The following is a 26,548-nucleotide window of genomic DNA, read 5'->3' on the forward strand; positions in this document are numbered from 1 at the left end:
TTTATATTGCTAATTTAACATGACAGGCAGTAAAAATAAGTATAAAAATATAAAATCATACGATGTATATAGTAACCTTTAATTTTACTCCACTAATTTGTAATTCTAAAGCCTTGGTCACAAACTAACAGTTCATAAATTACTTTTCTTCTTCATATATTATGGGAGCTTTCAATACAGGGAGGCACAACATGGATGTATATATGAGAGCAGGGGATTCCCTTTGGTACTATAGTCAATTATTTAGAATCCCTCTCCAGCTAATCATCGACTCCAATCGAAATCTCAATCCACAACGGATAGCCCTCGGAGAGCGGATCCGAATACCCGGCTATGCCATTCAGCGCTATCAAATCAAAGTGAATGATTCCTTATGGTCAATTGCTAGACAGCGTAATCTACCCCTAGATGCTCTTCTTCTTCTAAATCCAACGGTCAATCCTGACTACTTACAGATTGGCCAAACAATTAACGTCCCACTTCGCGTTACATGGAGGCTCGTCAACGGTAAACAAAATTATGATTATGAAACGATGCGAAATGATTTACAGCGCTTACTGACGATCTACCCCTTTTTACAAGTTTCTTCTATTGGAGATTCAGTATTAGGGAATGAATTACCTGAAGTGCTGGTTGGAAGAGGAGATAAAAGAGTTCACTATAATGGCTCCTTCCATGCCAATGAATGGATTACTACACCGGTCATTATGACTTTCTTAAATGATTATGCTCTTTCTCTTACGAACCAACATACAATTCGCGGAGTTGTCACTTCGCTTTTATATGAACAAACAATTCTTTCCGTTGTCCCAATGGTGAATCCTGATGGTGTCAATTTAGTATTACATGGCCCGCCTGGAGAAGAGCCTTATCAAAATAATGTAGTCGAATGGAATAGCGGCAGTATGGATTTTTCAGGCTGGAAGGCAAATATAAATGGTGTAGATTTGAATGACCAGTTCCCAGCAGAATGGGAAAGGGAAAGAGAAGATAATCCGAAAACACCTGGGCCGAGGGATTATGGAGGAGAAAGACCGTTATCACAACCAGAGTCTATAGCGATGGCTGATCTAACAAGAAGACGTGATTTTGCACGTGTGCTGGCTTTCCATACGCAGGGCGAAGTAATCTTTTGGGGATTTGAAAACCTTGAGCCCCCCGAAAACGAGGTACTGGCCGAGGAATTTGGGCGGGTAAGCGGATATGAACCAGTTAGAACGGTTGACAGCTACGCTGGCTATAAGGATTGGTTCATCCAGGATTGGCGCCGTCCTGGCTTTACGGTTGAGCTTGGTCTTGGCACGAACCCCCTTCCTATTGCCCAATTTGATGAGATTTATGAAGAAGCATTGGGAATATTCCTTGCTGCCTTATATTTATAAATGGTGAAATGCAAAGAAGCACATCCATATTTTAAAATATGGATGTGCTTTCATCTGGCTAGAAGAAGCGCCGTTTTCCGTTCCTTAACTTACTATTCTTTATTCAGCATAGTCATCTTTTCGAGCCCGTTCGATTTCTTTTCTAGAAACCTGTCCTGGTAGCTCGTCAATCTCTGAAATTGGCAGTGATTCAATTTCTTCGTCCATTCCCATTTCTTCAGGGTCATCATATAACTCATTATAATCATCAAAATCCCCTTCAAAATCAGATGGAGTTTCCGATGTACCATACTGTGCAACAATTTGGAACGTATCTTCATAATCATGGATGTCATCTTTATCATCCCGCCCTGCAAAGGAATTGTCCACCGGTGGCAGAATCACCTGCTCTTCTACAGGACGATCAGTAGGCACTGATTTGGCGTCTGTATGATCGATGCAGAACAAAGTATACGGCAGAGCTTCTAAACGTTCATAAGGAATTTCTGTTCCACATGTAATACAAACACCATACGTTCCATTTTCCATAGCTTCTAGTGCAGTATTTACCTTTGTGAGTTCATCGTTATTATGAACCTTCAATGCCATATCTTTTTCGCGTTCAAATAACTCAGTTGCCAAGTCTGCAGGATGATTATCAATCGTTGATAATTCGTCTACCGAATCACGCAGACTCCCCTTGTCTAAAAAATCATCCTCATCTATTAATTCCTGTGCTGAATTTTTCTGTTCGAGTAACATCTTCTTTAACTCTGCTTTTTGTTTTTCTGTTAGAATGACCAACACGTCCTTCCTTTTCGTTTGTATTATGAGCAAAACGGCAGAAAGTTATAAAGGGCTTTACTATATTTCTTGCGTAAGTTCTTTTCCACCCTTTTATCTTGCATTAACAAGCAATAATTTATTACTCATCCTCCACTTTCCCATACTTTCCGCCACCACCGTGGGTAATAGATAATTCCCCTTTTCTCGCTTTATCAATCCATACTGCCAATTTTTCAGGAACGATTGCTGCAAGCTGCTCTCTCGTCACTTCATGTAAAATTGCCATCTCCGTACCAAAAGCCTGAAGTAATCGGTCAAAATTTTTCGGGCCAAGACCCGGAATAAAATCCAGCGGAACTTGATGAATATATGGTGGTCGGTCAATAGGAGACAGCTCTTCCCTTGAAAGCTCTTGTATACGAGTGGAAACACCTTTAATAAACGTGCTACCTCCACAATGCGGACAAGGTGCTTCTTCTTTATCTATCTGCCAGCCACATTTGGCACAGACGGTTTGATAGTACTTGCCAAGCAGTGGGTTCAATCCATAATTAGCGACAATCATGCGGCCATCCTGCTTATTCAATGCTTTTTTCAATTCATTGAAGCTTGGTTCCTCCAGTCGAACTTTTTGATATTCCCGGGCTATCTTACCAAGAGAGTGAGCATCCGAATTCGTCAAAAATGGATACTGCTGCAGCTCTTCAATTCTCTCCACCATATGCGTGTCGGAGCTTAATCCAAGCTCAATGGCATCAATTTGTTCGGCATCGAATACCTCATTTAGACTTGATTGTACCCCTTTTCCATACAAACTTTTAAAGGGTGTAAAAACGTGAGCTGGAACAAATAATCCGCCCAGTTCATGTACCTTTGTTTGCAGCTCTCTTCCTTCAACATAGATACGCTGTGAACTGAGGTGGATATTTTTCACATGAAGACTCATCCATTCAGAAAATAATTTCATTTTCTCCAGGGATGGAAAATAAGCAAGGACATGTATCGGACCATGACAATATTGGTCATACAGTTCAATCTCAGAACCAGGAATTAATGTCGTATCACCATATCGTAAGCCTCCGCCTGGCAGTTCTATCATCTCATTCTGCCTAACCAGCTCTCCTAGCTCCATTAAAACCTCAGGAGAATGACAGTCAATAATTCCGATAAGATCCAGCCCCTTGCGGCTAGTAGCTGTTTTCAAAATATTGGTCAATGTAAGCGTTCGGCTGCCGGTAATTTTCACAGATCTCCCGCTCGCAGTACGGCCAATATGAATATGTAGGTCTGCATAAAATTCCTTCACATCTTTTCACCTCACCTTTAGCTTTTAACTTACCGTTAATTCTATACATACCCGATTTTAATCAGCAGCATGCCCTTTCACTACAGTAAGGGAACGTTCCTTTATTGGAGTCATTTTTCTCTCTCTCATGAATTTTCCCTGTGATAAAAAATCGGCTGGATGCCATATTAAAAATAATCTATACGAAAGGAGCAGTCATGATGGGTAGAGATGATAAAAAAGGAAGCAGCCAGAATAAAGACACACTGCCGCAGACACCAAAAAACGAAAAGATTCCTCCAAACAAAATAAGAGAAGAGTTTTCAAAAGAATTGATAGAGATTGCGCAAGCTGCCAGCCGTCAACGTCATAAAAAATAGGGGGTTATCTTATGGATTACCAGCGTGCTCAGGAAATTGTTAACTCCCCTTCGGAATACGAAGTCAGCTATAACGGGGTCTCCGTCTGGATTGATCAGTTACATGGCGATCAAAAGACGGCAACCGTCCATTTGAGACGTTCATTAGAAGAGCGCTCTGAAGTAGCTATTGCCGAGTTAAAAGAAGAACACAAAGTCCACTAATAATAAATGTAGTACAGTGCCTATTGAGATTTCTCAAGCACTGTTGGCTTCTGATACGTACACGTATAGATAGCTGGAAGTCAAACTCACTTTAAGAAAAGTACTCTTACCGACTAGAATTTCTTAATAAAATAAACCCCACGGGATTAGTATCCCTTGGGGTTTTGCTTCCATACATTTATCCAATCTATTTGAAAAAATTTACTTGTCAGAACCATGCTTTTTCAGCATATCTTCCAAGTACTCCTGTGATTTGCCGATAGGAATACTTAACGTTTTCCAATCCCTCCCCTTTATCTGTTTGCCGATATATACGACCTGCCCCACATGATAGGCATAATGAGCGAGCTGCCGCTCGATCGCATCAATGACAGAATGCGCCTCTCCTCTAATGGTAATCGTCTTTCCTAAATCAGACGGCTCCAATGCTTCAAGCGCATTCAGAACAACACCCCATCCTCCCTCCCATAACGAATGTACATCTTCTTTCATTGTAACTGTATCATTGAACTCTTCGTCCCGGTTTCTCGTTGTCTTTTCTCCATCCGTTATTAGAAAATCTGTCCACCGTGATAACATATTTCCGTACATATGCTTGACGATTACACTAATACTATTTGATTGTTCATTCAAACGCCATTGGATATCTTCATCCGAAAGCTGTGATAATGTATCATCTCCTAATTTCTTCACACTATAAAAGCGTCGTTGAATAACCGTTAAGTATTCCTGCTCAAATGCCATACAATGCCTCCTCCTTTACAATGACCAACCTATACTTTCTCTGTCCTCTTTACATTATCCTTTTTGTGGATGATGGGTATTTGTATTTCATGTGGAACAGAAACGATAATAGTAAGCGCTCTTAAAAAACGTAAAAGAGAATATTTCTATGTGTTACAAATTCACTTTTATTCAGAAAGAAATGAGTTACTTCCATCTCTCTTCATGCACAGTAAATGTGAGCTTTTGAGGATTTACATAATCTTCGGGATCAGAGAGGAATAGAAGCTCGGGTCGTTTCTCTTCTGCCAACAGTTTAAGTTCCTGCTGAAGATTTGCTTTATAATTTTTGGCAGCCGTGGTAATCGGAGGAGCCCAATTGTCATGATGTGTTGGTACAAATAACTTTGGCTCTAATGCCTCCATATATATCCTTGGATCACGCAGGCCATTGAAATATTGATTGAACCCCACAATAGCCCCGACCTGAACATCTGTCCGTGGTAAGTTTTTCATAACCTTAATCAAGCCTGGTTCCTTTTCTTTAATCGGCCCTGCTGAATCATTCCATGTCAAAGTGAATTCACCTATCTGAAATTGATACATTAAAGTCCCGCCCTCATCTTCCCCGATTGCGCCAAGCAGTTTCTTCAAATCTCCCATTGGTGCCTCGCTATCAAAAGACTTTTCAGGGAAGAATCCATGTGATTTATCTTGCATATCGGGAACTGTAACGGCTGAGTGAATATGAGAAAGTGCTGTAATCCGCACACCTTCTAAAAAATTTAGTTGGCTCATCTCTCCAGGCTTTACATCCTTCCCAACGGCCTGAAGACATGTAATAATCTCTGCGTTTGCCGCATCTTCTTTTATCTTATTGCAATGCTCCGGCGTACCTACAACAATAGCGCCTGTTTGTTCACTAATAGCTGCTGCATTGTCCGAATGGTCATAGTGCGCATGTCCAATAAAGATCGCTTCAGGCTGTAAGGAGATCAGCTCTTTTACAGTAGCTGGAACGTAGTCTCCTTTCTCCCCGCCTGGAATCCAGCTATTAAGCAAAATTACATGCCCGTTAATCGCTGCTGCGAAATTTGAAACACCGATCCAGGAAAGGATTACTTTATCCTTCGTAATATCACCAGTTGCCGGGTCTACATTTCCTTCACCAAAAAATTTCTGCCTTGTTTCAATTAACTGGGATTCCTCCCCCTCTACGACTTCTGGCCCCTCGACTCCTATAATAAGTACAAGAAGAAAAGCAGCAAGACTAATAATAAATATTGAAAAAATCGTCTGCTTTTTCACTGCAAGAACCTCCTGTTTAAACTGTTATGTTATTCTTACAGTTCCCAACTCTATTCAAAAAAAACATTCTTTACCGTGTTGTAAAGAAATGAATTTTCTCATTATCTATTCACTAGAGCGTCTTACTATGACAGCGGCTTTTAGGGGACAAGTAAGAAGTAAAAAAGGCTGTCCAGCAATTGGACAGCCTCAGCTTCTCTCTATTTTATTGGAACTTCTACTATAGCAGTCGTTTCAAACTCACCTGATGGATAAATAGAGACTTTCCCTTCGTATTTACCGACTACTTCCTTTACGATAAATAAGCCTTGGCCTCTAATTTTGCCCTCTTCCGGTTTCTTCGTCGTAAACCCTTTGTTAAATACTTGTGCATCACCCTTGATGGCTGGCCCTGTATTAACAACCTTAAATATATAGCGTTCCTCATCTGCTTCACAGTGAATTTCTATTCTTCGTTTTTCTTCAGGGAGCTCTGTTGTAGCATCGATCGCATTGTCGATCAAATTCGATAAAATTTTAATTAAATCGGTCGTCTTAATGCTAGCAAATGAAGTTGCTGAGACGGAAATATCCATATCAATAGCATGGTTTTGAGCAGCAAGCTTCTTTGTTTGGAGAAGAATAAGAAGACCTGGGTGATCTACACCTAATTTTATTACTTCAATTGACTGGATGTCCTTATTAAGGGAGGCTAAGTACTGCTGTGCCTGCTCTGGTTCCCCAATTTGAAGAAGGCCGTGCACGACCTGAATATGATTCGTAAAATCATGACGTAAAGAAGAAACAGAGGCAATTAATGCTTTGATTTCCGCTTGATAGGTATCCTCTGTATATCCTACTTCCTTCTGCACTTCCTTTTGATACCATCTTTGCATAAATAAAAAGGAAACAATTACCACAATAATGAATACACCATTAAAAATAAAAAGCGAGAGATTGTCTTTTAGTACCTGCCCCTTAATATCATTAACCGTATTCACACTAATATCAATTCCTAAGTAGCTGATAACGTCCCCTTCTTCATTTTTTATAGGGGCCCCTACAGTTAGATAAGTACCGTATTTAGGGTCTTTTATAATATCAGTTACAAAAGTTGTTTTCTTATAGTACGCAATATTCACTTGCTCCTCTGGAACAGTACAGACTTCTCCTATCGGAAAGTCTTCACGTGCTAACGAGCTTTTCGGAGGATGCCCTACAATCCATGTCGTAGAGACTACTGGATTATCTACATTGAAAGTATAAACATATAGCGCACCCAGCTTCTCTCGAGCATCGTTTAAATAACTTCTTAATTCCCAATAATGTTTATTCTTTGTGGGGTTTTCTAAAAAACGTTCATAAGCAACCCTATCTATCTCTGCAGCAATGGATTTTGCTGCTTCTAATGTCTGGTTTGCAATAGATTCCTCAACTGTACCAATAATCTTTTTATACGAAGTATAAATACTTAAACTAGTAAAAAAAAGAAGTAGCGCAGCAGATAGAATCAGTACAAGTTTTATTCTAGATTTCTTCATAATATCGTGTGTACTTCCTTATCTTTTAAAGTTGAATCTATCTTGAAAAGATAAGACTCCTCACCCTCGGCAGGTAAAATACTGTTATGCTTGTTATGTCGGACTTTTACTCAGAATGTTTATTATACTATACCTTTCTTTCCCTCATAATGCACTATTACCCCATAAATCCATTAATTCGTAAACTTTATTATTCCTATAAAGTTACTAGTATAATAACTTTACACTATTATTTAAAAATCGTATACCCCTGTCTTGTTCTATTAAATTCAATAAATCAAACTGTTTTTATAGATTTCCTTATTCTACAAAAATATATTTTATTTGCTTATATCCACAGTAAGATTATTTTAAAACGATACTCTGACCCTATAATTTTTCAATAAAGTGATACTTTTAAAAGCATCAGGAGCCTGCTAATGTTGGAACAAATAAAAAAGAAGGATGATTTTTATGAATACAGCTAAAAGCTATACAAACACTCGCCTTTTCGATTTGATTCTAACTGCTATGTTAGTATCTCTCGTGTTTGTGGCAACTCTTTTCATCAATATTAAATTACCCATTACAGCAAATGGCGGATTGGTGCACCTTGGGACAGCTATGCTCTTTATCGTTTCCATTCTATTCGGTCCTAAGAAAGGCGCTATTGCTGGAGCAGTTGGAATGGGACTATTCGATTTGATATCCGGCTGGACGTTATGGGCACCCTTTACATTCCTGACACGTGGTCTGCAAGGATATATTGTCGGGAAAATTGCCTGGTCAGGTAATCGTGAAGGAAAAAGCTTTATCTTTAATTTAATAGCTCTCATTTGTTCTGTTCCTTTTATGCTGGCCGGTTACTATATTTGCGAGCGTGTTCTCTTTAGCAGCTGGGTGGTGCCATTAGGATCAATTCCTGGAAACCTCGTACAAAATGGGGTGGGCCTCCTGGTTGCCATTCCAGTATGTGCAATGTTAAAAAAGCTGCCTATCTTTAAATAAGAAAAGATTGTAACCGAGGGGCTAATAACAAGACTAATCCTGCGGTCCGGTTACTGATTTTCTATACAAAATAAAACCAAAGCAGCTTCCTGAAAAGCTGCTTTGGTTTTATAAAAAACTTATTTTATTACCTTTATAAAATGCTTTAAAATCCTGGCTGTCAAGCCCCAGATAGTATATTTGCCGTAATCGTAAAACCATTCTTCCATAGCACGGGCTCTCCATTGATACTGTGTGCCGTTCATAATCTTCTCAAATGGGAAATCTGATGGCGGTACCGGTTCAACCGAGACTAGGTGCATATAAGGTTCATATTCCAAAAGCCATTTTACCGGTACAGTGAATATTTCTTCCACTTCTTCTTTGTTGAAAGAATGAATAATCTGCCTGGAATCGATAGCCGCTACAAATGGATAGACGACAAATGTCGGAGAAGCAATATATGGACTCAGGCTCCCTATCACTTCAACTGTTTTTGGATCTACTCCCAATTCTTCATAAGTTTCACGTAAAGCCGCCGCTAATGGAGATGGATCAGTCACATCAATTCGTCCACCAGGAAAACTAATATCACCAGGCTGCTTCCTCATTGTATAAGAACGCACCTCGAACAAGACATGCCACTCTCCATCTATCTGAACTAATGGAATTAAAACGGCTGAACGAAACGCCGTCTCCTCCCCAATAAACAGGGATTGATTGTCATTTAGCTGACCCCTCATTTTGTCCAGGAACATAAAATTCCGCTCCTTTACTCTTTTTTCTTTTTAATTATCGTATCATCATTCCATAGGTAAAGCGTATTAGTATGCCTACAGTGAATTTACTACATTCTTTTCCCTGTAAAAAGAATAAAAATGCTTAGACTAATATTGAAAAAGTGTATTTATAATTTACATATTATGGTAAAGTAATGATAATAATCATAAAAGAAGGTGAGCTGCAATGGCAAACACATCGTTTCAATTCAAACACTTACAGTTGTCATTTTTCGTTTGCTCACTGTCTACGTATATAAAAAGGGCGTAAACTTTTTACACGTACAGCTAAACCTTAGGACAGCTTTTGTCATAAGGTTTTTTGTTTGTAAGTTGAAGGAGGAACTAAAGGTGACGAAAAATATTTTAATAAAAAATCTTACCTTTAGTTATCAATCGGCAATGCAGCCGCTTTTCCAAAAGGTAAATTTACAGATTAATGAATATTGAAAGTGAGGACTTGTTGGCAGAAACCGCAGGGGGAAAGATTTGCTGCTTGCTCTATTCATAAAGGAGTAGCCGCTGTCCAGCAGCTGATTGACCAAGTCAAATAAATTGCCAGATTATCGTATAAAACCGAGGAATAGATTTCTTCATTATATAAGGAGTATTAATATGAAAGACGAACTCAAAAAGAAGCTTGCTGAAAAGCTAAAGATAGCGAAACAAAAAAATCATAGAAGCAATGTTATTAACCAGCTCCCTTTGAATATCGCGGCTATACTAAAAAACAGCTCCTATATAACAACACCAGAACTAGAGAAAGCTTTAATGAATGTTAATCAAAAGTGGAATTTTGAACTGCATACCCATGAATTTATAGAAAAATACCCAAACAATCGAGTTGAGGTAAGCTGGGAGAAGGACGTATTACGGTTTGTTACATCCATGCAGCCAATCCATAAACAAGTATATTTATTATTAGGCATTGAAAACAGCCCATTATTTATGGTAGAAAGTCATTGGGCTATTCAGCATTTCCAGGACTTATGGGAATGTATTGACTCGAGAGATTTTTGGTTATTTGACGAAGGCTTAACGTTTGGTTTACTGATTTGCCGCTATGGCGGTTATTTAGAGAATGATCCAAATCCCGAAGAATATTTCTATGCCATCACACATTGGGGTACATAGGTGGTAGTTTTATTTTAAAACAGGCATATTCATTTTATTTGAATATGCCTGGTACTATTCGAGTGATGGTTTTCTATCAATAATTCAAGTATGTTCCTAAATCTTTTTAGAATATTAATACTACAGCGCTTTTCTAATAGGAATGCTTATACTTCTTTATCTTCATCCGATTCGTTATCAAAATCATGTGGTCCCATATAAATCGGTCCATTTGCATGATCAATTCGGATTGGCCACTCATAAGGTATCATTAGGCGCTTCGAGATTGATCGCCAGAAGGTAGTCGATTCAATTTCAAAATCTAAAAAGTCTTTTAATAACCCTTTATAAGAATCCCCATTAAATTGGAGATTCATATCCTGTAGGCGTATAAATGCTGTATGTCTGCATTCTAGCTCCGCAGCTTTTTCCATTTCTTCCTCAGTTGCTTCTCCAATAATCGTGCCAGCTGGAGGCATGATTGCATAAATATTATCTACCTCTACTTCTTCTCCATGCATCTCTACCATTTCCCGCTCATTTCCATTAGCCATACATTTACTTCTCCTTAACTTGTAATTAAAAGTATAAAATTCATGCCATAAATATTCTTGGCACGCTTTCTATGCCTTTCGTAAAATAATAAAAATTCGATTATTTCACTTGTTTAACGCTAAATCTAGCATACAATTAACAATACAACAACTGTTATATTATTCCAGTAATTAATCGTTAATAATCTGATACTTTACGGTTAGACAATAACCAACCTAATTAATTTAGCTGAAAGAAAATCACTAACAAATACCCTAACACAGATAAAAGGACCGAACCAATAAATCCTGCCACAAATGCTTTCATTCCTAATTTTCTAAATGTACTTATCTCGACCCCTAAACCAAGTCCAGCCATAGCCATTCCGATTAACAGATAGGCGATATTCACAATAGAGTCAGCCACTGCTTCAGAAACAACTCCTAATGTGTTAAAAGCACTCATGGCAATAAACCCTAAAATGAACCAGGGGACAATAGATAACGATAGTTTCTTCTCTTCGCTTTCCTTGTCTTGCCGTTGAACAATCCATCCTATAATAAGAGCTACAGGTACTAACAAGGCTACACGTGTCAATTTAACGATTACTGCTAAATCAACTGCAGTATCCCCTCCAACAGCAGCAGCAGCAATGACATGGGCTATTTCATGCAGTGTTCCGCCGGCAAATACACCATATCCTTTTTCAGATAGATTCAAGAAAGAATATAATCCTGTATAGATTAATGTAAATATAGTTCCTAATAAAGCAACCGTAGCTGCACCTACTGCCGTTTCCTCTTCTTTAGCCTTTATTTGTGGAGCAATCGCAACAACCGCAGCTGCGCCGCAAATTGCCGTACCACATGCTGTAAGAATACCAAGTCTTTTCTCTACCCCAAACAAACGGGTCAATCCATAAACAACTAGTAATGCAAATACAATATTGATGGCAGCAATAACAAATACGCTTGTCCCGGCGTGATAAATATCTGCTAAATTTAATCTCATTCCTAAAAGAATGATCCCTGCCCTGAGTAACTTTTTACTTGAAAAAGACACACCTGGCTGGAGAGCCTGCTGCAGGGTAAATAGTGATCTCCAAACCATCCCGAGAATAATTGCTATCACTAACTGTCCCATAATAGACAAGAAAGGAAAGCCAGATAAATACTTTGCCGCAATTGCTATAAATAATGTAATGCCTATTCCTTTCATAAAAGCAATTATTCTTCGTTGTTTTGACTGCTCTTCAGTCGCCATACTCATAGATGACACTTCCTTATCTTCTGCTGTTACCTCTACTTTATAAAAAGGAGAATCATTAGTGAAATACATATAAATGATTGATACTATTAGTATTATTAATAATAAGGAGGGAATTTCGTTGTATTATGATGCTTTAAAAACCTTTGTGACTCTTACGGAATTAAAAAATTTCACAAAAACCTCCGAGGCACTTCACATTTCTCAGCCCAGTGTAAGTTTGCATATTAAAAATTTAGAAAAGGAGTTTCAAACCGAATTATTTATACGGTCTCCTAAACATGTTCAAATTACCCCTACCGGAAACATACTGTATAATCGTGCCAAACAAATCATTTCCCTTTATGAGCAAACAAAGGAAGATATTCTAGAGCACCATCATTCTGTCCAGGGAGAATTAGTCATAGGGGCAAGTTTTACCATCGGCGAGTATATACTGCCTGCTCTTCTATCTAAACTTCAAAAGGATTTTCCGAAGCTTGAACTGAAAGTAATTATTAGAAATACAGAGGAAATCGTTCAACATGTGCGGCAGTTTCAGGTAGACATCGGATTGATCGAAGGCCAAACAAATGACAAAGAGCTATTGATTCACCCGTTTATGCAAGATGAGCTTTTTATTATTTCCTCTCCTGCTTATCCGGGGTTTAAGAGTGACATGACTTTAAATGACCTGCAAAACCATATTTGGATTACAAGAGAAGAAGGTTCTGGGACACGTGAATACGTAAATCATGTTATTCGCTCCAACGGATTAAAAGTAAAATCATTACTTACAATCAGCAGTAATCAAGGAGTGAAAGAAAGCGTTATTCAAGGGATGGGGATCTCTCTCCTTTCGCACAGCGTAATAGAGAGGGAATTAAAGCACGGGGATCTGTCAATCATTCGATTAGAAAATCAATCTTTTACTAGAACTTTTTCTTATGTGTTTTCTCCGGTCATGGAACATAAAAGAAGCGTAGAGGCCTTTATTCAAGTTATTCGTTCTGCTAATTTATAAAGAAAAGAGTTGCTTAACTGAGGGGGCAAATTGCCATTAAAAAACCTCAAAACTAGAGGGATATTGGCAGTAACAATAATTGATTGTATACTTGCTATAAAATTTAATGAGTAAAATATTATAACGGGCTGTGATTAAATGACAAATGATAAACATATGCACAATGTGGAAATTATAATGAGAGAGATGCTTGAGATACAGCAAAAATCTATGCTGTTTGTAAACATGCTCTCTGAAGGGGAATCATTATCCCAAAACCAGCTTATCCTCCTTCTCCAATTGAAAATTAAAGGTGGAATGAAAGCAACGGAAATTGCTGATTTCTTTAGTGTAACACCTGGAGCAGTTACGTCGATGTGCGATAAACTGGAGAAATTAAATTTATTACAGCGAATTAGAGAGAATGAAGACCGGCGCGTTGTAAAGATGGCATTAACAAGGGAGGGCGAAAGTAAAGTAAAAGAAATTTTTTTGAAATTCCCTCAAGAAAAAATAACAAATATAGCGGAAGTATTAGTTGAAGTGAATGAATTGATGGGCAGAATTTTAAGGATTTCGTAAAAGGAATCCTTTTTTTATTGCCTAAATAGAGGAGTGATTCTAAGCGTGATATGGGTCTTGACAAAGTAAAGATGCATATAATTTAATTAGTATATATTTTAATTATTAAAATATATGGCAATTAAATTATAAGGGGTGTTATGGATGAAGAATGAACGTATCCAAAGAAATACGAAGAAAACACTGACAAGCGGAAAAATTAACAAATTGGCCGCAGACTGTGAAGAATTAAATATTCGTGGTGCCGTAGCTTTACATCAAGAAGTCTATTTAAGGAAAATCTCTACACATGGCCATAGTTCTTTTCGTTCTCTTGTAAAAGCTGAAATTTTAAGAAATACAGGAGCTTGTACTATCAAAGGTTTTTGTGACATCAAGGAACTTTCAAATGCTGGACAGCTAAAGATTCATCATGGAAATATAACGAAAGTTAACAGCTCAGGAAAGCTGACAGTTGAACAAACGTTACAGGTTCAACAGTTTGATGGAATAGGAGTGGTGAAAGCGAAGGAGCTGCAGTCAGGGCAATTCTATTTAAAATTATCTGGCAGAAGCGATATTGAACAACTTACTGCTGATGAAATACGTATAGAAAAAGATAAGCTATCTATTTCTTTATTTACTAATAAAAAGCTCGTTTCTAAAAATATAAAGGGGAAACATATTCAACTTTCTTATACAGATGCGGAAATTGTTAACGGGGATGTAGTGATCATAGGTGATCATTGTACTATACACACCCTTTATTACAGAGAAAGCTATTCAATCTCGCCAAAAGCAAAGGTGCAGCATATTAGGAGGGAAGAGAAATGAAGATCATCCAAGCATTTTTTTGTTTACTCGCTGTCCCGGTTCTATCCGTACTATATGCTGGACTGATTGTAAGTGCCGCGTTATCAATACTAGCAGGCATTTTACGCACATTTGGTCTTCAACAAATAGGCATGAGTATCTGGCCCGGTGTCAGCCTTCCAGTTCTTTTAAGTATCCCTTTCTCATTACTTTTTTCTCTTTTGTTCTTCTATTGCTCAATTTATGTAAAGCGTTCTATCCCCTACTGTATTTCAAAGCTCAAATTTTAGGATTAAATTTTTTTACTATCCATATGTGCAGCCCACCTCATCTTAGGCTAGTGGTCATCATATAGAAGCAATATAGGTACTTTAATCAACCATCGATAAAAACAAAAGTAAAAAAGTCCAGACCCAGGATGTAAAATCCTAATTATTCATGGATACCTTATATTAGCTTTTATGTCTGCCACTTAACGTGATTTTTCCTTTAGTGAAGTTCTACCCTCATTTACTTCTCCAGTATTGTTATAGGCCAGTTTTCTATCCACTCCTATATTCAACAGCGCTAGTTAATTTCTCGAATTATTTAACACACCATTGAAAGCCGATGTACTGATTTTATGTACCAAACCTTAAATAAAAATATGCTCAAAATATTGATATTAAATAAATTCCTTATAAAACCAGCACCTTCCAAAGCGTGCTGGTTTTATAATTTTAAAAAACAGACTTACTGATGATACGATTCACCTTGATGTAACTAAAAGCCTGACATTAATTTGTATATCCTATACTAGCTAGGGGAACTCCTCTTTCCAGAAAATCTAATCCTACTAATTTTTTTATTTACATTTTCTCATTGTTACCTAGGCTTTCCCGTATCTAATAATTAGAAACCTGGCTCCATCCGGATGAACTCTTCCCGTACCGCACTTTGCATAAATGGACTCGGTTTTCCTACACTATAAAGCTGGAGCTCATGCATCGCCCTTGTACAGGCCGTATAAAAAATTCTACGTAGACTTTCATCACCGTAAGTTTGCTCGGATGCATCATAAATAATGACTGCTTCAAATTCAATGCCTTTTGCCAAATAAGAAGGAATCACTACAACCCCTTGTTCATATTCTGCTGAACCATATTTCAAGAGCTTAATGCCTTCGATTTGCTTCAAAGCCTCAAATGCAGCCTTACTTTCTTCTGCTGATTTACATATGATTGCAATGCTTTCATAACCTTGACTTCGCAAAGCTGCAACTTTAGATATAATATGTTCATGCAGTTCTGTATGGCTCTTTACTTGAGTCAGCACGGGCATCTCGCCCGCACGTTCGAATGGAATAATATTTTCACCATTTTTAATGAGGCTGCGGGTAAATTCGATAATCGGCTTCGTCGAACGGTAACTACGCGTCATATTGATTACCTCTGTCTGATCCTCTCCATATAAATCACTAAGAACTTGGAAATCCACTACTTCACTGGCATGGGCAAAGATTGCTTGATTAAAATCACCTAATACTGTCATCTTTGCAGCAGGAAACAAGCGCTTTAAAAACTCAAATTGAAATGGGGAATAATCCTGGGCTTCATCAATGAGGATATGTTTTATTGAACGATTTGTTTGAAAGCCTTGAATCAGCTCCTGCAGCAATAAAAATGGTGTCGCATCTTCATAATACAGTTTCCCGGCTTCCAGCATTTGAAGTGTAGCCTGGCAAATCTCTCCCCATTCCTTCGGTACTTCCACCCCTAAGTGACTCTGTATCAATAATGGCTCCGCAAAAAGCTGCTTATATATCCCGTCTATATCAATAAAATCGAGGGCTTGAACTCTTTTTCTTAATGGCTTTAATTTTTGGCGGACGATTACTCGAATAAGCGCTTCATGATCCATCTCATAATCCGCCATTTCCTCTCGTGCAAAGCCATTTTTCTCTGCTAAATACTTGTGAATTTTATGATAGGCCTCGTTGCTGAGCAGCTCGATTTCCTCCTCTGCCCAAGGCTTCAAGCGCTCTTTCTTCTCTATTTCTTTTATTTGATTCATTAGCCATTGTGTCAGCTTTTCCAGCCTGCTATGAAAATTCAATGAGGTATCATCTTTATAGAACTTATCTGCCAGCTGTTGCGCTGAGACAATGATTTCTCCTCTGAATTTTACATCTTTGAAGAGCATATCTGACTTCTCTAATATTTCCCTGTATAATTTAATTGCCTCAAAAAACCGGCCGGATGCTTTAAATTGGATAGCTTTAACCCTTGCTTCATAAGAAGAAGTATTCCCTGCTGTTAATACATATTCCAATTGGTCAAACGGATTTTCTAATTGGAACTCCTTACTTAAACGATGATCCAAATATTCCTGAAATGTAACCTGTTGCATATTTTCTTCACCAAGCTCCGGCAGCACATTGGAAACATAGCTATTAAACATAGCATTCGGTGAAAATAAGACAATTTGGTCTGCTTTTAAATGATCTCGATATTTATATAACAAAAACGCAATTCTCTGGAGCGCTGCGGATGTTTTCCCACTGCCGGCTGCTCCATGCACAATAAGCAAGCGCCCTTGATCATGGCGGATAATACGGTTTTGCTCTTTTTGAATCGTTGCTACGATATTTTGCATATACTTATCCGTACCTTTTCCAAGCACCTGCTGCAAAATATCATCACCAATTGTAAGACTTGTGTCAAACATAGACTGCAGTTCACCGTCACGAATAACATATTGCCATTTTTTCTCCAATCTTCCGTAAATCTTGCCCTCTGGTGTTATATACTGTGCAGTACCTGGTTCATAATCGTAGTAAACACTTGAAATCGGGGCTCTCCAATCATAAATAAGGAAATCCTCCCCGCTTGAATCTACAAGAGAAGAAATACCAATATAGATTTGATCTTGTGCCGTATAGCCCTCTTCTAAAAAATCGATGCGTCCGAAATAAGGAACTGCCTGCATACGACGTAACGTCTCTAATCGTTTTGCTGCGTGACTGTACGTACTTTGGCTAACAGACAAGGCCTGTGTTTCTTGTCTTAAGCTAATAATCGTTTCTAAAAAATCATCAAATGTATCTGTATTCACTTTAACTTCATCCCAAAAATGCTTGCGGATATTTACCACTTCATTTTTGAGCTCTGATGTGTCCGATTCTACTTGAAGCATTTGTTCTCTAATAACGTCCTTAACACCATTTAACCGTTTTTGTTCTTGTTGGAAATCCGCGTGCATAGCGTTCACTCCTCGAAAATATTTAAGGGTTGACTAATGAAAAAAATACATATATAATTAAAATAGGGATAATATACACTATAAATAAAAATTAGTGTATATCTATATAAATTTAACACGTGTCTTCATTTTTTTCAATGTATTTGATATGATTTTTACAATAAAAAATTGACGAGAAGCGAAAAACTCCTAAAACTGTGTTTAGGAGTTTTTATTTGTTTATTAGTACATGACTAGCTATGTTTTATTTTACATAATAAGGAATACCCTTAATTTCAGAAAGGATTCTAACAAAGCTTATTTACTTATAATTATGGTTCGCTGCAATATCACTAACAGCAAAAAACCTGTCTTCCGATACAGCTGAAGACAGGCTTTTTATTTTTAAAGTATTTGATTTAAAAACCTTTGTGTTCGCTCATGTTTTGGCTGGACAAAGATATCATTTGGATGTCCTTCTTCAATAATATTGCCATCTGCAAGCATGATGACCCGATCTGCTACTTCCTTTGCAAAACCCATTTCATGGGTCACAATTACCATTGTCATCCCTTCACTTGCGAGATCTTTCATAACTTGAAGAACTTCTCCGACCAGCTCAGGGTCCAAGGCGGAAGTCGGCTCATCAAAAAGCATTACTTTTGGTTCCATCGCCAACGCTCTTGCAATTGCCACACGCTGCTTTTGCCCCCCTGATAACTGTTCAGGATAATAGTTGGCCTTATCCTCTAAGCCTACCTTTTGAAGAAGTTCCTTTGCTTTTACAATCGCTTCGCTTTTGGCCTTTTTTCTAACAAAAATCGGCGCCTCAATAATATTTTCAAGCACGGTTTTATGAGGGAAAAGATTAAAGTGCTGGAACACCATTCCCACTTTTTCTCTTACTTTATTTAAATCCGTTTTCGCTATGTCTATTTTATCCGAGTCAATAAAAATTTCACCGTTTTGTGCCACTTCTAAAAAGTTTAGGCATCGTAATAACGTACTTTTACCCGATCCGCTGGCACCGATTAAAACAACTACCTCTTTTTCATTTATACGTAAGTTAATATTTTTCAAGACTTCAAGCTTCCCAAAGGATTTAGAAAGATTCTGAACTTCAATCATGCTATAACAACCTCCTTAGGTTTGCTAACATCCATTTTCTGCTCAATCCGTTTAGCAATCCAAGTGAAAATAAGCACAATGACTAAATAATAAATTCCGACCACGAAATAAGTTTCGAATGGCATATAGTTTTCTCCCTGAACTCCCAGAGCAGTGTTATATAGGTCTGTTACCGAAATATAAGCAACAAGGGAAGAATCTTTTAAGCCGATAATGAACTGATTGGCCAAGGGGGGGATCGATCTTTTGAACGCTTGCGGAAAAATAATTCTTCTCATTGCAAGAGAAGAAGACATTCCTAAAGACCTTGCAGCTTCCATCTGTCCACGGTCAATTGATTGTACGGATCCTCTAAAGATTTCAGCAATATAAGCACCTGTATGAATACCTAATGCCAATGCACCTGCTGTGAAATTGTCCAAGTTAATGATATTGGCCAACCCATAATACAAAAACATAATCTGAACAATGAGAGGCGTGCCCCTGATAATTCCAATATAAATATCGGCAATCCAATTCAGAATCCTTTTTGAAGAAATTTTAAAACCAGCAATAATAAGTCCAATAATCATCGCAAACAGCAGGGAAATAGCCGTTATTGAGATTGTCATCCAAGAAGCTTTTAAAAAGGCAACTCCATGTTCACTAAAAATATCCGTGATATTTTGTAAAAAAATCATGAGACCAGCCTCCTTCCTTTATAGTACAAGCGCCTAATAAAAGGCGCTTGCCTGCAATACTAATAGCTATTTTTGCATAATGTTTGTATCAAACCACTTCATACTAATCTCTTCATACGTACCATCGTCAATCATGGACTGAAGCGCCTCGTTAATTTTGTTTGCGAGATCTTTATTTCCTTCAGCAACCCCTATACTTACGCGGTCCTCATTTAACAAGTCCCCAATAGCTTCAATTTTTAAGCCTTTTTCATTTTTAGCACTTACCCCAACAATTTTATCGGTGATAACCGCATCCAGGCGTCCAAGTGCCAAATCTTGAAGTGCATTAACGTCAACTGGATAGCCTTTCACCTTATCTGGAGAAGTTAATGTTTCAGCCATATCCTTCCAAGTACTAGCTTGAATTACTCCGATTGTTTTACCTTGTAAATCTTCTTTTGACTGAATATCTTTATTATTTTCTGCAACGAAGATTTGTGCACCGGATAGATAATACGGTTCAGTAAAATCAATTTGCTTATCACGTTCAGGTGTTGCAGTCATGCTTCCAATAATTGCATCATATTTATTTGATTTCAGCCCTTGAATAATTGTTTCCCAAGGATTGGTTACAGGATTCGCCTCAAGCCCCATCCGTTTAGCAATTTCAGTTCCAATTTCTACATCAAATCCAGTCAATTTACCATCCTTTTGGAAGTTCAATGGCGGATACTGCCCTGTCATCGCAAATGTTAATGATCCTTCTTTCACTAACTCATTGTCAGATTCGCTTGATGCTGTTTCCTTTTCCCCTTGGTCATTTTTCTGCGTACCGCATGCGGATAAAAGCAACAACATTGCTGCAACTAAAAAAATAGAAAGCTTTTTCATTTGTGTTCCTCCTTTGAAATAAAAAAAACACTGCCGCTTTTATGTGACAGTGCTTTAAATACACCCTCATCTCTCTGCATTTCTTGTGATAGTTCTCCACAATTCAAAGGAATTGTGACAGTTCTGCCCCTGTTCGAGTGCAGCCCCAGCTTTATTGAAAATAGTGATTTCAAAAGCTTCGGCGATTTATCCTTTTTCCTATTTTCCTAGATTTCACTAAATCTCCAATAGGATACTCTTATAAATCGCGACCTCTACCCCATCTAATGCAAAAGATGAGGATTTGATATGAAATTTAATATAACGTTTTTCATTATAGTCGAATAATTTAAATAGTACAATAGCAATTTAATTTATTTGTATAATTGTGTACTTGACGAGGTTTATATCTTACGTTACATTTTGATAAAATAACAGACAAAAAAAGGAGGCAGTCATATGTTGAATTGCCGTAACGATATACTTACCTATACGAAACAGCTTGTTAACATAGAAAGTATTGTAAATACAACCGGCGAGGGGGCAATTGCCCATTCTTTATTCCAGACTATCTCTTTATTGCCATACTTTTTAGATAACCCTGACTCAGTAGCACTAGAGAAGACCATAAATGATGATCAAGAACGCTATAATGTCATGGCATTTGTTAAAGGAAAAAAAGGAAGCAGCAATCGTACAATTATTTTAATGGGTCATATAGATACAGTCGGTATTGATGACTTCAACCAGCTGAAAGAGCACGCCTGTTCTCCAGATGACTTGATGGAAGCATTGAAAAATGAAAAGCTGCCCGCTTCAGCCAAGGAACATTTAGAGTCCGGGGACTGGCTGTTTGGCCGTGGTGTTCTTGATATGAAGAGCGGTGTTGCCAGCAACCTTTATCTCTTAAAGTACTATTCCGAACATCTTGATGAACTGGATGGCAATATTTTATTATTAGCAGAATGTGACGAGGAAGACGGCTCGCACGGCGTTCTTTCCTCTTTAAAAACATTGAAAAAGTGGAAAGAAGAACATGGTTTTGAATATATTGCAGCCATCAATGCAGACTTCGTTTCACCTCGCTTTGAAGGGGATGAAAACCGCTATATCTATAAAGGAACGGTCGGCAAACTGCTGCCGTCATTCTTTATCACCGGTGCCGAAACACATGTTGGTTCAGCTTTTGAAGGTTTAGACCCTAACTTTATCGCTGCCGAACTGACAAAACAAATCAACTATAATCCAGAGCTTTGCAATGAGGCTTATGGAGAAACGACCGTACCGCCCGTATCATTAAAACAAACGGATTTAAAACCATCTTATACCGTTCAAACAGCACTATCGGCTTATGTTTATTATAATTTCTTTATTCATTCTTGGTCTCCAAAGGACGTACTGATTAAACTTAAAGAGCAAGCTACGATTGCTTTTGCCAACGCACTGGCTGCTTTCGAAGAGAGATATCGCAAATACAGTGAAATTAGCGGGGAACCCTTTGTCTCGCCCCCTTGGAAGCCGAGAGTTTTTACATATGAAGAAATGGAACAGTTATTAATCGAAGAAAACGGCGATTCGTTCATTGCACACATGAATGAATTTAAACAAGATCTCCTGGCGAATCCGCTATTAGATACACGCATGTTTGCTGCCCGAGTTGTCGAGGAAGCTTGGAAATGGATGAAGGATAAAGATCCGGCTATTATTTTATTTTACTCTTCCCTATACTCACCAAGAATTGAAGTAACAGGAAAGACAACAGATGAGCTTAATTTAATTAGCGCGCTTGATAAAGCCGTAGAGACAATACAGCCAGAATACCCACATCCAATTGTTACTCGAAACTTTTTCCCGTATATCTCTGATATGAGCTTTATGGCTCTAAGTGATGATGAGGATGGAATCAACGCCGTTTCGAAAAACAACCCTGGCTGGGGCACAAAACACTATGTCGAGTTTCAGGATATCCGGGATATAAATGTCCCTGTTGTTAATATCGGTCCATATGGTTTGGATGCTCACAAGAAACTCGAAAGAATGGAAATGAAATACTCACTAGAAATAGTGCCAAATATAACAAACCTCGTTATCCAAAATCTTTTAGCACACGAAGAAAAAAGCCTGTAATCCATCGACAGGCACTTAACAGCTATTAATAATTGATTAAATGCCCCCTAAAACAGTATTACATCAACGTTTAGGGGGTCTTTTTAATAACAGTATTTACTGATGAAACAGTTCTCCCTATCATACTAAGCTGTAATTTATTAATGATAGTGATATTGTGCACTTGAATAATAGCCCTTATTATAAATTTGCCATCCTTAACATTCGGAATTTTAAGTTCAACCATCTTATCGAATAGGATTCTCAAAATTCCAGTTAGTATAAATTGCTGCTGCAGTAACTGGATCAGCGGCCGTATCTTCCGTAAAACCGCCGATTAGATTGCCTACTCTAAATGTAGGCTCAAATAACTGTTCTTCCTTCGCAGGTGCTGTTGGGCCATCTATCCCCAATTTTGTCTCATCTGTAACCACTACTTCCATTCCGTTATCCAGCGTAAAGCTCATTCCGTCTTCCCCAACTTCTGTTATAATGCCTTCAATATTAAGCATTACCTTTGCTGCAGGTCCTGAATTGTTTACTACAATTCTTTCCGTCAAATCTATTGATACATCATTGTTTATAGCTGTTAAAGCCACTACAGCGATGACGGCACAAGCTGCTAAACTTCCAGCTATTAATGTGATTCTTCTCATAAGAAACCCCTTTTCTTTTTTTTCATATTCCATCATCTCTTTTTGCATTTTGTTCTTAAATTCTTCGGATGCATGAATTTGTTCCATCACTTTCTTATAAGCATTCACCATACCTAACTCCCTTCTTCCAAAATGGTTTTCAGCTTCATACGTACCCTTCTAAGCTTTGAGCCTACTGTGTTAACTTTCATTTCTAATAGATTGGCAATTTCTGCAGTCGTGTAGCCTTCGTAATAATGTAAATAAACAATAGCCCTCTCCTTTTCATCAAGCTGAAAAATTTCTGGGAGAACAATTTGTTCCTCTTTTGCAATAAACGTCATTTCCTCTGTTATCGGTATTGTCTTCCTGACGCGGGAAGACTTAAAGTAGTCCTTGCATTTATTAAATGTCACTTTGATGAGCCAGGCCTTTAAATGTTCCTCACTATCGAAGGGCTTTTTCTGTCTCATCAGCGTCATATAAACCTCTTGAACAATATCCTCCGCCTCGGACATACTTTTTGTCTGGTGCACAGCAATTCGTATTAAAGTATCACTATAAGTTTGAACTATCTCATGAATATGTAAGCCGGCGATCGTTTTCATACCCAACCTCCTTCACTTCATAATACGATTCATTTTCGTTCATTCGTGCAAGAGAAAAATTTTTCCCCTAATTGATTCTATAAGTTTCCCTTTGTATGACAAAAAAGAGAGAGGAGAATTATCTTTAATAGATAAATCCCCTCTCCCTATTGAGGTACTTAGTTTTTATATTAGGATTGTCCTCGTCCTGCAGGGTTGAATAGTAAGACAAAATAATGAATTTAACACTTTGTCCGCCCATTCCAATGCGAGAAAAAATGGTTCAGCCATAGGACTGAACCATTTTTTACTATTCGACGATATAGATTTCACGGATTTGGTTATTGCCTTTCGTGTTGACGAATATATCGTAACGTCCTACTCGATAAATTCCCTCGGCATTTTTATTGATGAGGAAGGTCTCAGTCAAACCCCCGCTTCTAGTTCCATCTGTATAGACTTCATCGATGGTAATAACCAATTCATTTTGATTGCCCTTTAACTGGTTTACCACTGCAGAGGCTTCGGCTGATTCAACAGTATCCAAGACAACCACTGAAGACCACTCACTGGCACCGGCAGCGTTCAAAGCGCGGATCCTGAATTGATAAATACCTCCATTTTCAGCTTTGGCAATAATGTCATTCAGGTTAGCGAATTGATCGATATCCTGCGTGATATAACTTTTTGCTCGTGTATTGTGAGCGATTTCTGCTAAGGTCATCCACTCTCCATTATTTGTATTCAACTGAATTTCATAGCTTTCAGTCAACACGTCATTATTAGTCCAATCGATAGTGAAAGTACCTTCGTGAACAATAATCTTACCAGGGCTAGGAATATGATCCGTACCAAATGCAGAACGGACCTCCTCATTAATCCGGACTTCAGTGATTTCAGGTGCTGCTGGGACAGAAATTGGCGCGATATCACCCTGGGAACCGGAATTCGTTTCGACTTCAGTTCTCAAAGCTGATGCCAGTTCAGCTGTACCCGTCGGCCATATATCTTGTCGGCTCGGACGGAACGCCCAATCCAATTGCGAAGCCGGGTTGGTAGTCATGTTCGGATTCTGGGTAGTCGAATCGGAAGCAACAACAATGCCCACGTCCTCTTTCACATTGAAATTCTTTGAAGAGGCTGCATCGAAAACATTTGGTTCAAGTTGTGAAGCATCCGCTCTTAGGGCATCCAGATCAGCTTGCGTCATGCCAGGTTTTACATCCGATGCCAATCTGAAACCTTCCAGTGTTTCAGGGAAGTCCCCTTCGAAGAATGCTTCCGGCGTGACGATGTATCCAGGTGCGTCACCGAAGAAGTGGTTGAATCCTGCATTCGGCGTATTGTTTGGTAAGTCAATTCCAAATTCATTGTCTTGGAATCCGCGGGCATGACCCTGGCGGCTCCTTAAGAACGGAAAATTGACATTGTCAAAAATATTTCCTTCGGCCCAAATCGTAGCGTTGTGTGCGGCTCCAATTCCATAACCAGTATTTCTATCCAATAAGGTATCATGGTGAGGATGCCCTTGGACATCTTCAAATAAGTTATTGTAAACGTGTAAACGTCCATTGCGTACTCGTGGAGTCCGTTCTTCTGTTCCTTGGAACCAGTTGTGATGGATTGTTCCGTAGTGTTCACTGATAGAACCGACACCACCCCCGATAAGCATGACTTTACTGCTGCCGGCGAAGTAGTTGTAGGAGACAGTGTAATTTCGTGCGTGGTTGACGATATCTAACGCGCCATCACCTTTTGCCTGATCCGGGTCGTCGGCATTGGCTAAGTGCAGGTTTTGGCCATAGCCGAAAGTATTGTTGTGTACCCAAATATTTGAAGCTCTTTGGGTATCACCCCCGCCATGGACCTCAATCGCATCGCCTGTCCAATAATCGAAGTTCATATTCCGTATGACGACGTTGTGGGCGCCACCTGTTCCAATCAAGGTTGGACCGTGAGAAAGAGTTGCATCCGGCCCGATCCCTTCGATCGTAACATTCCCGTTACCCGCTCCGATAGAAGCACCGCGTTCGGTAATATTCCCGACGAAACGAACAATCAGCGGCTGTTTCTGATTAGCCATCGATCCACGGCTGCTATCGCTAAACAAGCTGTTAGCATATTGTGTAGCAGTTTCAGGCGTGATGTAAACAATCTTAGCTTCTGGATCTACACGTCCATCCGGTAAATAGCCGCCGATAGCACCATCTAATGCAAAGTCATGATTCCCTTGGTATGGATTTTCATTTGATGGTATGAAAGCCGCGCCATTACGCGGAAAGGCCTCTGTCTGCAAGTTTGTAAAACTATGTTCAACTTTTCCGTCTACTCTTACTTGAATCTCGTAAACACCTTCCGGAAGCCCTGGGATATCGGCGCGCCATGTGTTTCTTGCTGGGTCTACCACACGTACCAGCGGCGTGTTGCCCTCATCATTCACGAGTGTCCAGTCTGTTAGGAAATCGGTAATCGGACTGCCGTCACGCCAGTCGGTGACGTTGGCTCCTTTCACGTATACTTCGTATTTGCCATTAATGTCACCTGTCCAGACTGCAAACGCGGTTTCGAACCAAGTCCCCGCTTCGTTAATAACGCTTTCATTTGACATCGCCGAAGCGGACATATTTTGATCCATCATAGGTGTAATACCGAGGGACACAAAAGATAAAGTCGCGGCTAAGGCGATAGAGATCCATTTCTTTCCTACCCGAAATTCCATTTTCAAGCTCCTCTCTTTTTATTCGTTTAACGTTAAACTTAC

General features: G+C 38.8%; 25 protein-coding genes and 1 riboswitch. Of the genes, 10 read left to right on the plus strand and 15 right to left on the minus strand.

What is annotated here, in order from left to right; genetic code table 11:
* The first annotated feature begins 191 nt into the window (after nt 1–191).
* Nucleotides 192–1,382, plus strand: coding sequence for a M14 family metallopeptidase (locus AA0Y26_RS22135; protein ID WP_413364134.1), 1,191 nt, complete (start codon nt 192–194; stop codon nt 1,380–1,382).
* A 99-nt stretch (nt 1,383–1,481) separates the two neighbouring features.
* Here AA0Y26_RS22135 and AA0Y26_RS22140 read toward each other — a convergent pair whose 3' ends face one another.
* A complete protein-coding gene (locus AA0Y26_RS22140) occupies nt 1,482–2,168 on the minus strand; it encodes a TraR/DksA C4-type zinc finger protein (RefSeq protein WP_413364135.1) in 687 nt (228 codons plus the stop codon).
* 118 nt (nt 2,169–2,286) lie between these two features.
* Nucleotides 2,287–3,453, minus strand: coding sequence for an endonuclease Q family protein (locus AA0Y26_RS22145; protein WP_413364136.1), 1,167 nt, complete (start codon nt 3,451–3,453; stop codon nt 2,287–2,289).
* Nucleotides 3,454–3,593: 140 nt separating this feature from the next.
* Between AA0Y26_RS22145 and AA0Y26_RS22150 the strand changes: the two genes are divergently transcribed.
* Nucleotides 3,594–3,812, plus strand: a complete 219-nt coding sequence (locus AA0Y26_RS22150; RefSeq protein WP_413364137.1) for a YfhD family protein — start codon at nt 3,594–3,596, stop codon at nt 3,810–3,812.
* An 11-nt stretch (nt 3,813–3,823) separates the two neighbouring features.
* Entirely contained in the window at nt 3,824–4,015 is a 192-nt protein-coding gene (locus AA0Y26_RS22155) for a small, acid-soluble spore protein, H family (protein ID WP_413364138.1), read from the plus strand.
* 201 nt (nt 4,016–4,216) lie between these two features.
* Here AA0Y26_RS22155 and AA0Y26_RS22160 read toward each other — a convergent pair whose 3' ends face one another.
* The 3 genes from AA0Y26_RS22160 to AA0Y26_RS22170 form a co-directional block, all read right to left on the minus strand.
* Nucleotides 4,217–4,759: a DUF1572 family protein gene (locus AA0Y26_RS22160; protein WP_413364139.1), complete on the minus strand. Its 543-nt coding sequence runs from the start codon at nt 4,757–4,759 to the stop codon at nt 4,217–4,219.
* A 186-nt stretch (nt 4,760–4,945) separates the two neighbouring features.
* Entirely contained in the window at nt 4,946–6,046 is a 1,101-nt protein-coding gene (locus tag AA0Y26_RS22165; protein WP_413364140.1) for an MBL fold metallo-hydrolase, read from the minus strand.
* 200 nt (nt 6,047–6,246) lie between these two features.
* The gene (locus tag AA0Y26_RS22170; RefSeq protein WP_413364141.1) at nt 6,247–7,566 is read right to left on the minus strand and encodes a sensor histidine kinase; all 1,320 of its coding nucleotides are present in this window, start codon (nt 7,564–7,566) and stop codon (nt 6,247–6,249) included.
* A 453-nt stretch (nt 7,567–8,019) separates the two neighbouring features.
* Here AA0Y26_RS22170 and AA0Y26_RS22175 point away from each other — a divergent pair, with 453 nt between their 5' ends.
* Nucleotides 8,020–8,553, plus strand: a complete 534-nt coding sequence (locus AA0Y26_RS22175) for an ECF transporter S component (RefSeq protein WP_413364142.1) — start codon at nt 8,020–8,022, stop codon at nt 8,551–8,553.
* Between the two features lie 119 nt (nt 8,554–8,672).
* Here AA0Y26_RS22175 and AA0Y26_RS22180 read toward each other — a convergent pair whose 3' ends face one another.
* Entirely contained in the window at nt 8,673–9,290 is a 618-nt protein-coding gene (locus AA0Y26_RS22180; RefSeq protein ID WP_413364143.1) for an NUDIX hydrolase, read from the minus strand.
* A gap of 636 nt (nt 9,291–9,926) precedes the next feature.
* Here AA0Y26_RS22180 and AA0Y26_RS22185 point away from each other — a divergent pair.
* Nucleotides 9,927–10,445, plus strand: a complete 519-nt coding sequence (locus AA0Y26_RS22185) for a hypothetical protein (protein ID WP_413364144.1) — start codon at nt 9,927–9,929, stop codon at nt 10,443–10,445.
* Nucleotides 10,446–10,591: 146 nt separating this feature from the next.
* On the opposite strand, the gene AA0Y26_RS22190 is transcribed toward AA0Y26_RS22185, so the two are convergent.
* Together AA0Y26_RS22190 and AA0Y26_RS22195 are read right to left on the minus strand one after the other, a co-directional pair.
* Entirely contained in the window at nt 10,592–10,978 is a 387-nt protein-coding gene (locus AA0Y26_RS22190) for a hypothetical protein (RefSeq protein ID WP_413364145.1), read from the minus strand.
* 220 nt (nt 10,979–11,198) lie between these two features.
* A complete protein-coding gene (locus AA0Y26_RS22195; protein WP_413368352.1) occupies nt 11,199–12,221 on the minus strand; it encodes a YeiH family protein in 1,023 nt (340 codons plus the stop codon).
* 124 nt (nt 12,222–12,345) lie between these two features.
* On the opposite strand from AA0Y26_RS22195, the gene AA0Y26_RS22200 reads away from it, so the two are divergent.
* The 4 genes from AA0Y26_RS22200 to AA0Y26_RS22215 all read left to right on the plus strand — a co-directional run bounded on the left by AA0Y26_RS22200 (nt 12,346) and on the right by AA0Y26_RS22215 (nt 14,870).
* Complete coding sequence (locus AA0Y26_RS22200) at nt 12,346–13,227, plus strand: LysR family transcriptional regulator (RefSeq protein WP_413368354.1); 882 nt, start codon at nt 12,346–12,348, stop codon at nt 13,225–13,227.
* Between the two features lie 138 nt (nt 13,228–13,365).
* Entirely contained in the window at nt 13,366–13,788 is a 423-nt protein-coding gene (locus tag AA0Y26_RS22205; protein ID WP_413364146.1) for a MarR family transcriptional regulator, read from the plus strand.
* 144 nt (nt 13,789–13,932) lie between these two features.
* Complete coding sequence (locus AA0Y26_RS22210; protein WP_413364147.1) at nt 13,933–14,601, plus strand: hypothetical protein; 669 nt, start codon at nt 13,933–13,935, stop codon at nt 14,599–14,601.
* Entirely contained in the window at nt 14,598–14,870 is a 273-nt protein-coding gene (locus tag AA0Y26_RS22215) for a hypothetical protein (protein ID WP_413364148.1), read from the plus strand. Before AA0Y26_RS22210 ends, AA0Y26_RS22215 begins: the two co-directional genes overlap by 4 nt.
* Nucleotides 14,871–15,471: 601 nt before the next feature.
* On the opposite strand, the gene helD is transcribed toward AA0Y26_RS22215, so the two are convergent.
* The 4 genes from helD to AA0Y26_RS22235 form a co-directional block, all read right to left on the minus strand.
* On the minus strand, nt 15,472–17,820 hold the full coding sequence (gene helD, locus AA0Y26_RS22220) for an RNA polymerase recycling motor HelD (protein WP_413364149.1): 2,349 nt from the start codon (nt 17,818–17,820) through the stop codon (nt 15,472–15,474).
* Nucleotides 17,821–18,204: 384 nt separating this feature from the next.
* On the minus strand, nt 18,205–18,927 hold the full coding sequence (locus tag AA0Y26_RS22225) for an amino acid ABC transporter ATP-binding protein (protein WP_413364150.1): 723 nt from the start codon (nt 18,925–18,927) through the stop codon (nt 18,205–18,207).
* On the minus strand, nt 18,924–19,607 hold the full coding sequence (locus AA0Y26_RS22230) for an amino acid ABC transporter permease (RefSeq protein ID WP_413364151.1): 684 nt from the start codon (nt 19,605–19,607) through the stop codon (nt 18,924–18,926). Before AA0Y26_RS22230 ends, AA0Y26_RS22225 begins: the two co-directional genes overlap by 4 nt.
* 66 nt (nt 19,608–19,673) lie before the next feature.
* Nucleotides 19,674–20,480 carry a transporter substrate-binding domain-containing protein gene (locus tag AA0Y26_RS22235; protein WP_413364152.1) on the minus strand — a complete coding sequence of 269 codons (807 nt, stop codon included), beginning with the start codon at nt 20,478–20,480 and terminating at the stop codon, nt 19,674–19,676.
* Between the two features lie 81 nt (nt 20,481–20,561).
* Nucleotides 20,562–20,745: riboswitch (Lysine riboswitch) on the minus strand.
* A gap of 173 nt (nt 20,746–20,918) precedes the next feature.
* Between AA0Y26_RS22235 and AA0Y26_RS22240 the strand changes: the two genes are divergently transcribed.
* Complete coding sequence (locus AA0Y26_RS22240) at nt 20,919–22,586, plus strand: M20/M25/M40 family metallo-hydrolase (RefSeq protein ID WP_413364153.1); 1,668 nt, start codon at nt 20,919–20,921, stop codon at nt 22,584–22,586.
* Between the two features lie 227 nt (nt 22,587–22,813).
* Here the strand turns inward: AA0Y26_RS22240 and AA0Y26_RS22245 are convergent, their stop codons facing one another.
* From AA0Y26_RS22245 to AA0Y26_RS22255, 3 genes are all read right to left on the minus strand, one after another.
* Complete coding sequence (locus AA0Y26_RS22245) at nt 22,814–23,332, minus strand: hypothetical protein (RefSeq protein WP_413364154.1); 519 nt, start codon at nt 23,330–23,332, stop codon at nt 22,814–22,816.
* Between the two features lie 2 nt (nt 23,333–23,334).
* Nucleotides 23,335–23,808 carry an RNA polymerase sigma factor gene (locus AA0Y26_RS22250; RefSeq protein ID WP_413364155.1) on the minus strand — a complete coding sequence of 158 codons (474 nt, stop codon included), beginning with the start codon at nt 23,806–23,808 and terminating at the stop codon, nt 23,335–23,337.
* A gap of 289 nt (nt 23,809–24,097) precedes the next feature.
* Nucleotides 24,098–26,506, minus strand: coding sequence for a hypothetical protein (locus AA0Y26_RS22255; protein ID WP_413364156.1), 2,409 nt, complete (start codon nt 26,504–26,506; stop codon nt 24,098–24,100).
* Between the last annotated feature and the right edge of the window lie 42 nt (nt 26,507–26,548).

It is taken from the genome of Lysinibacillus canaveralius, assembly GCF_047301505.1.
Lineage (GTDB): Bacteria > Bacillota > Bacilli > Bacillales_A > Planococcaceae > Lysinibacillus_B.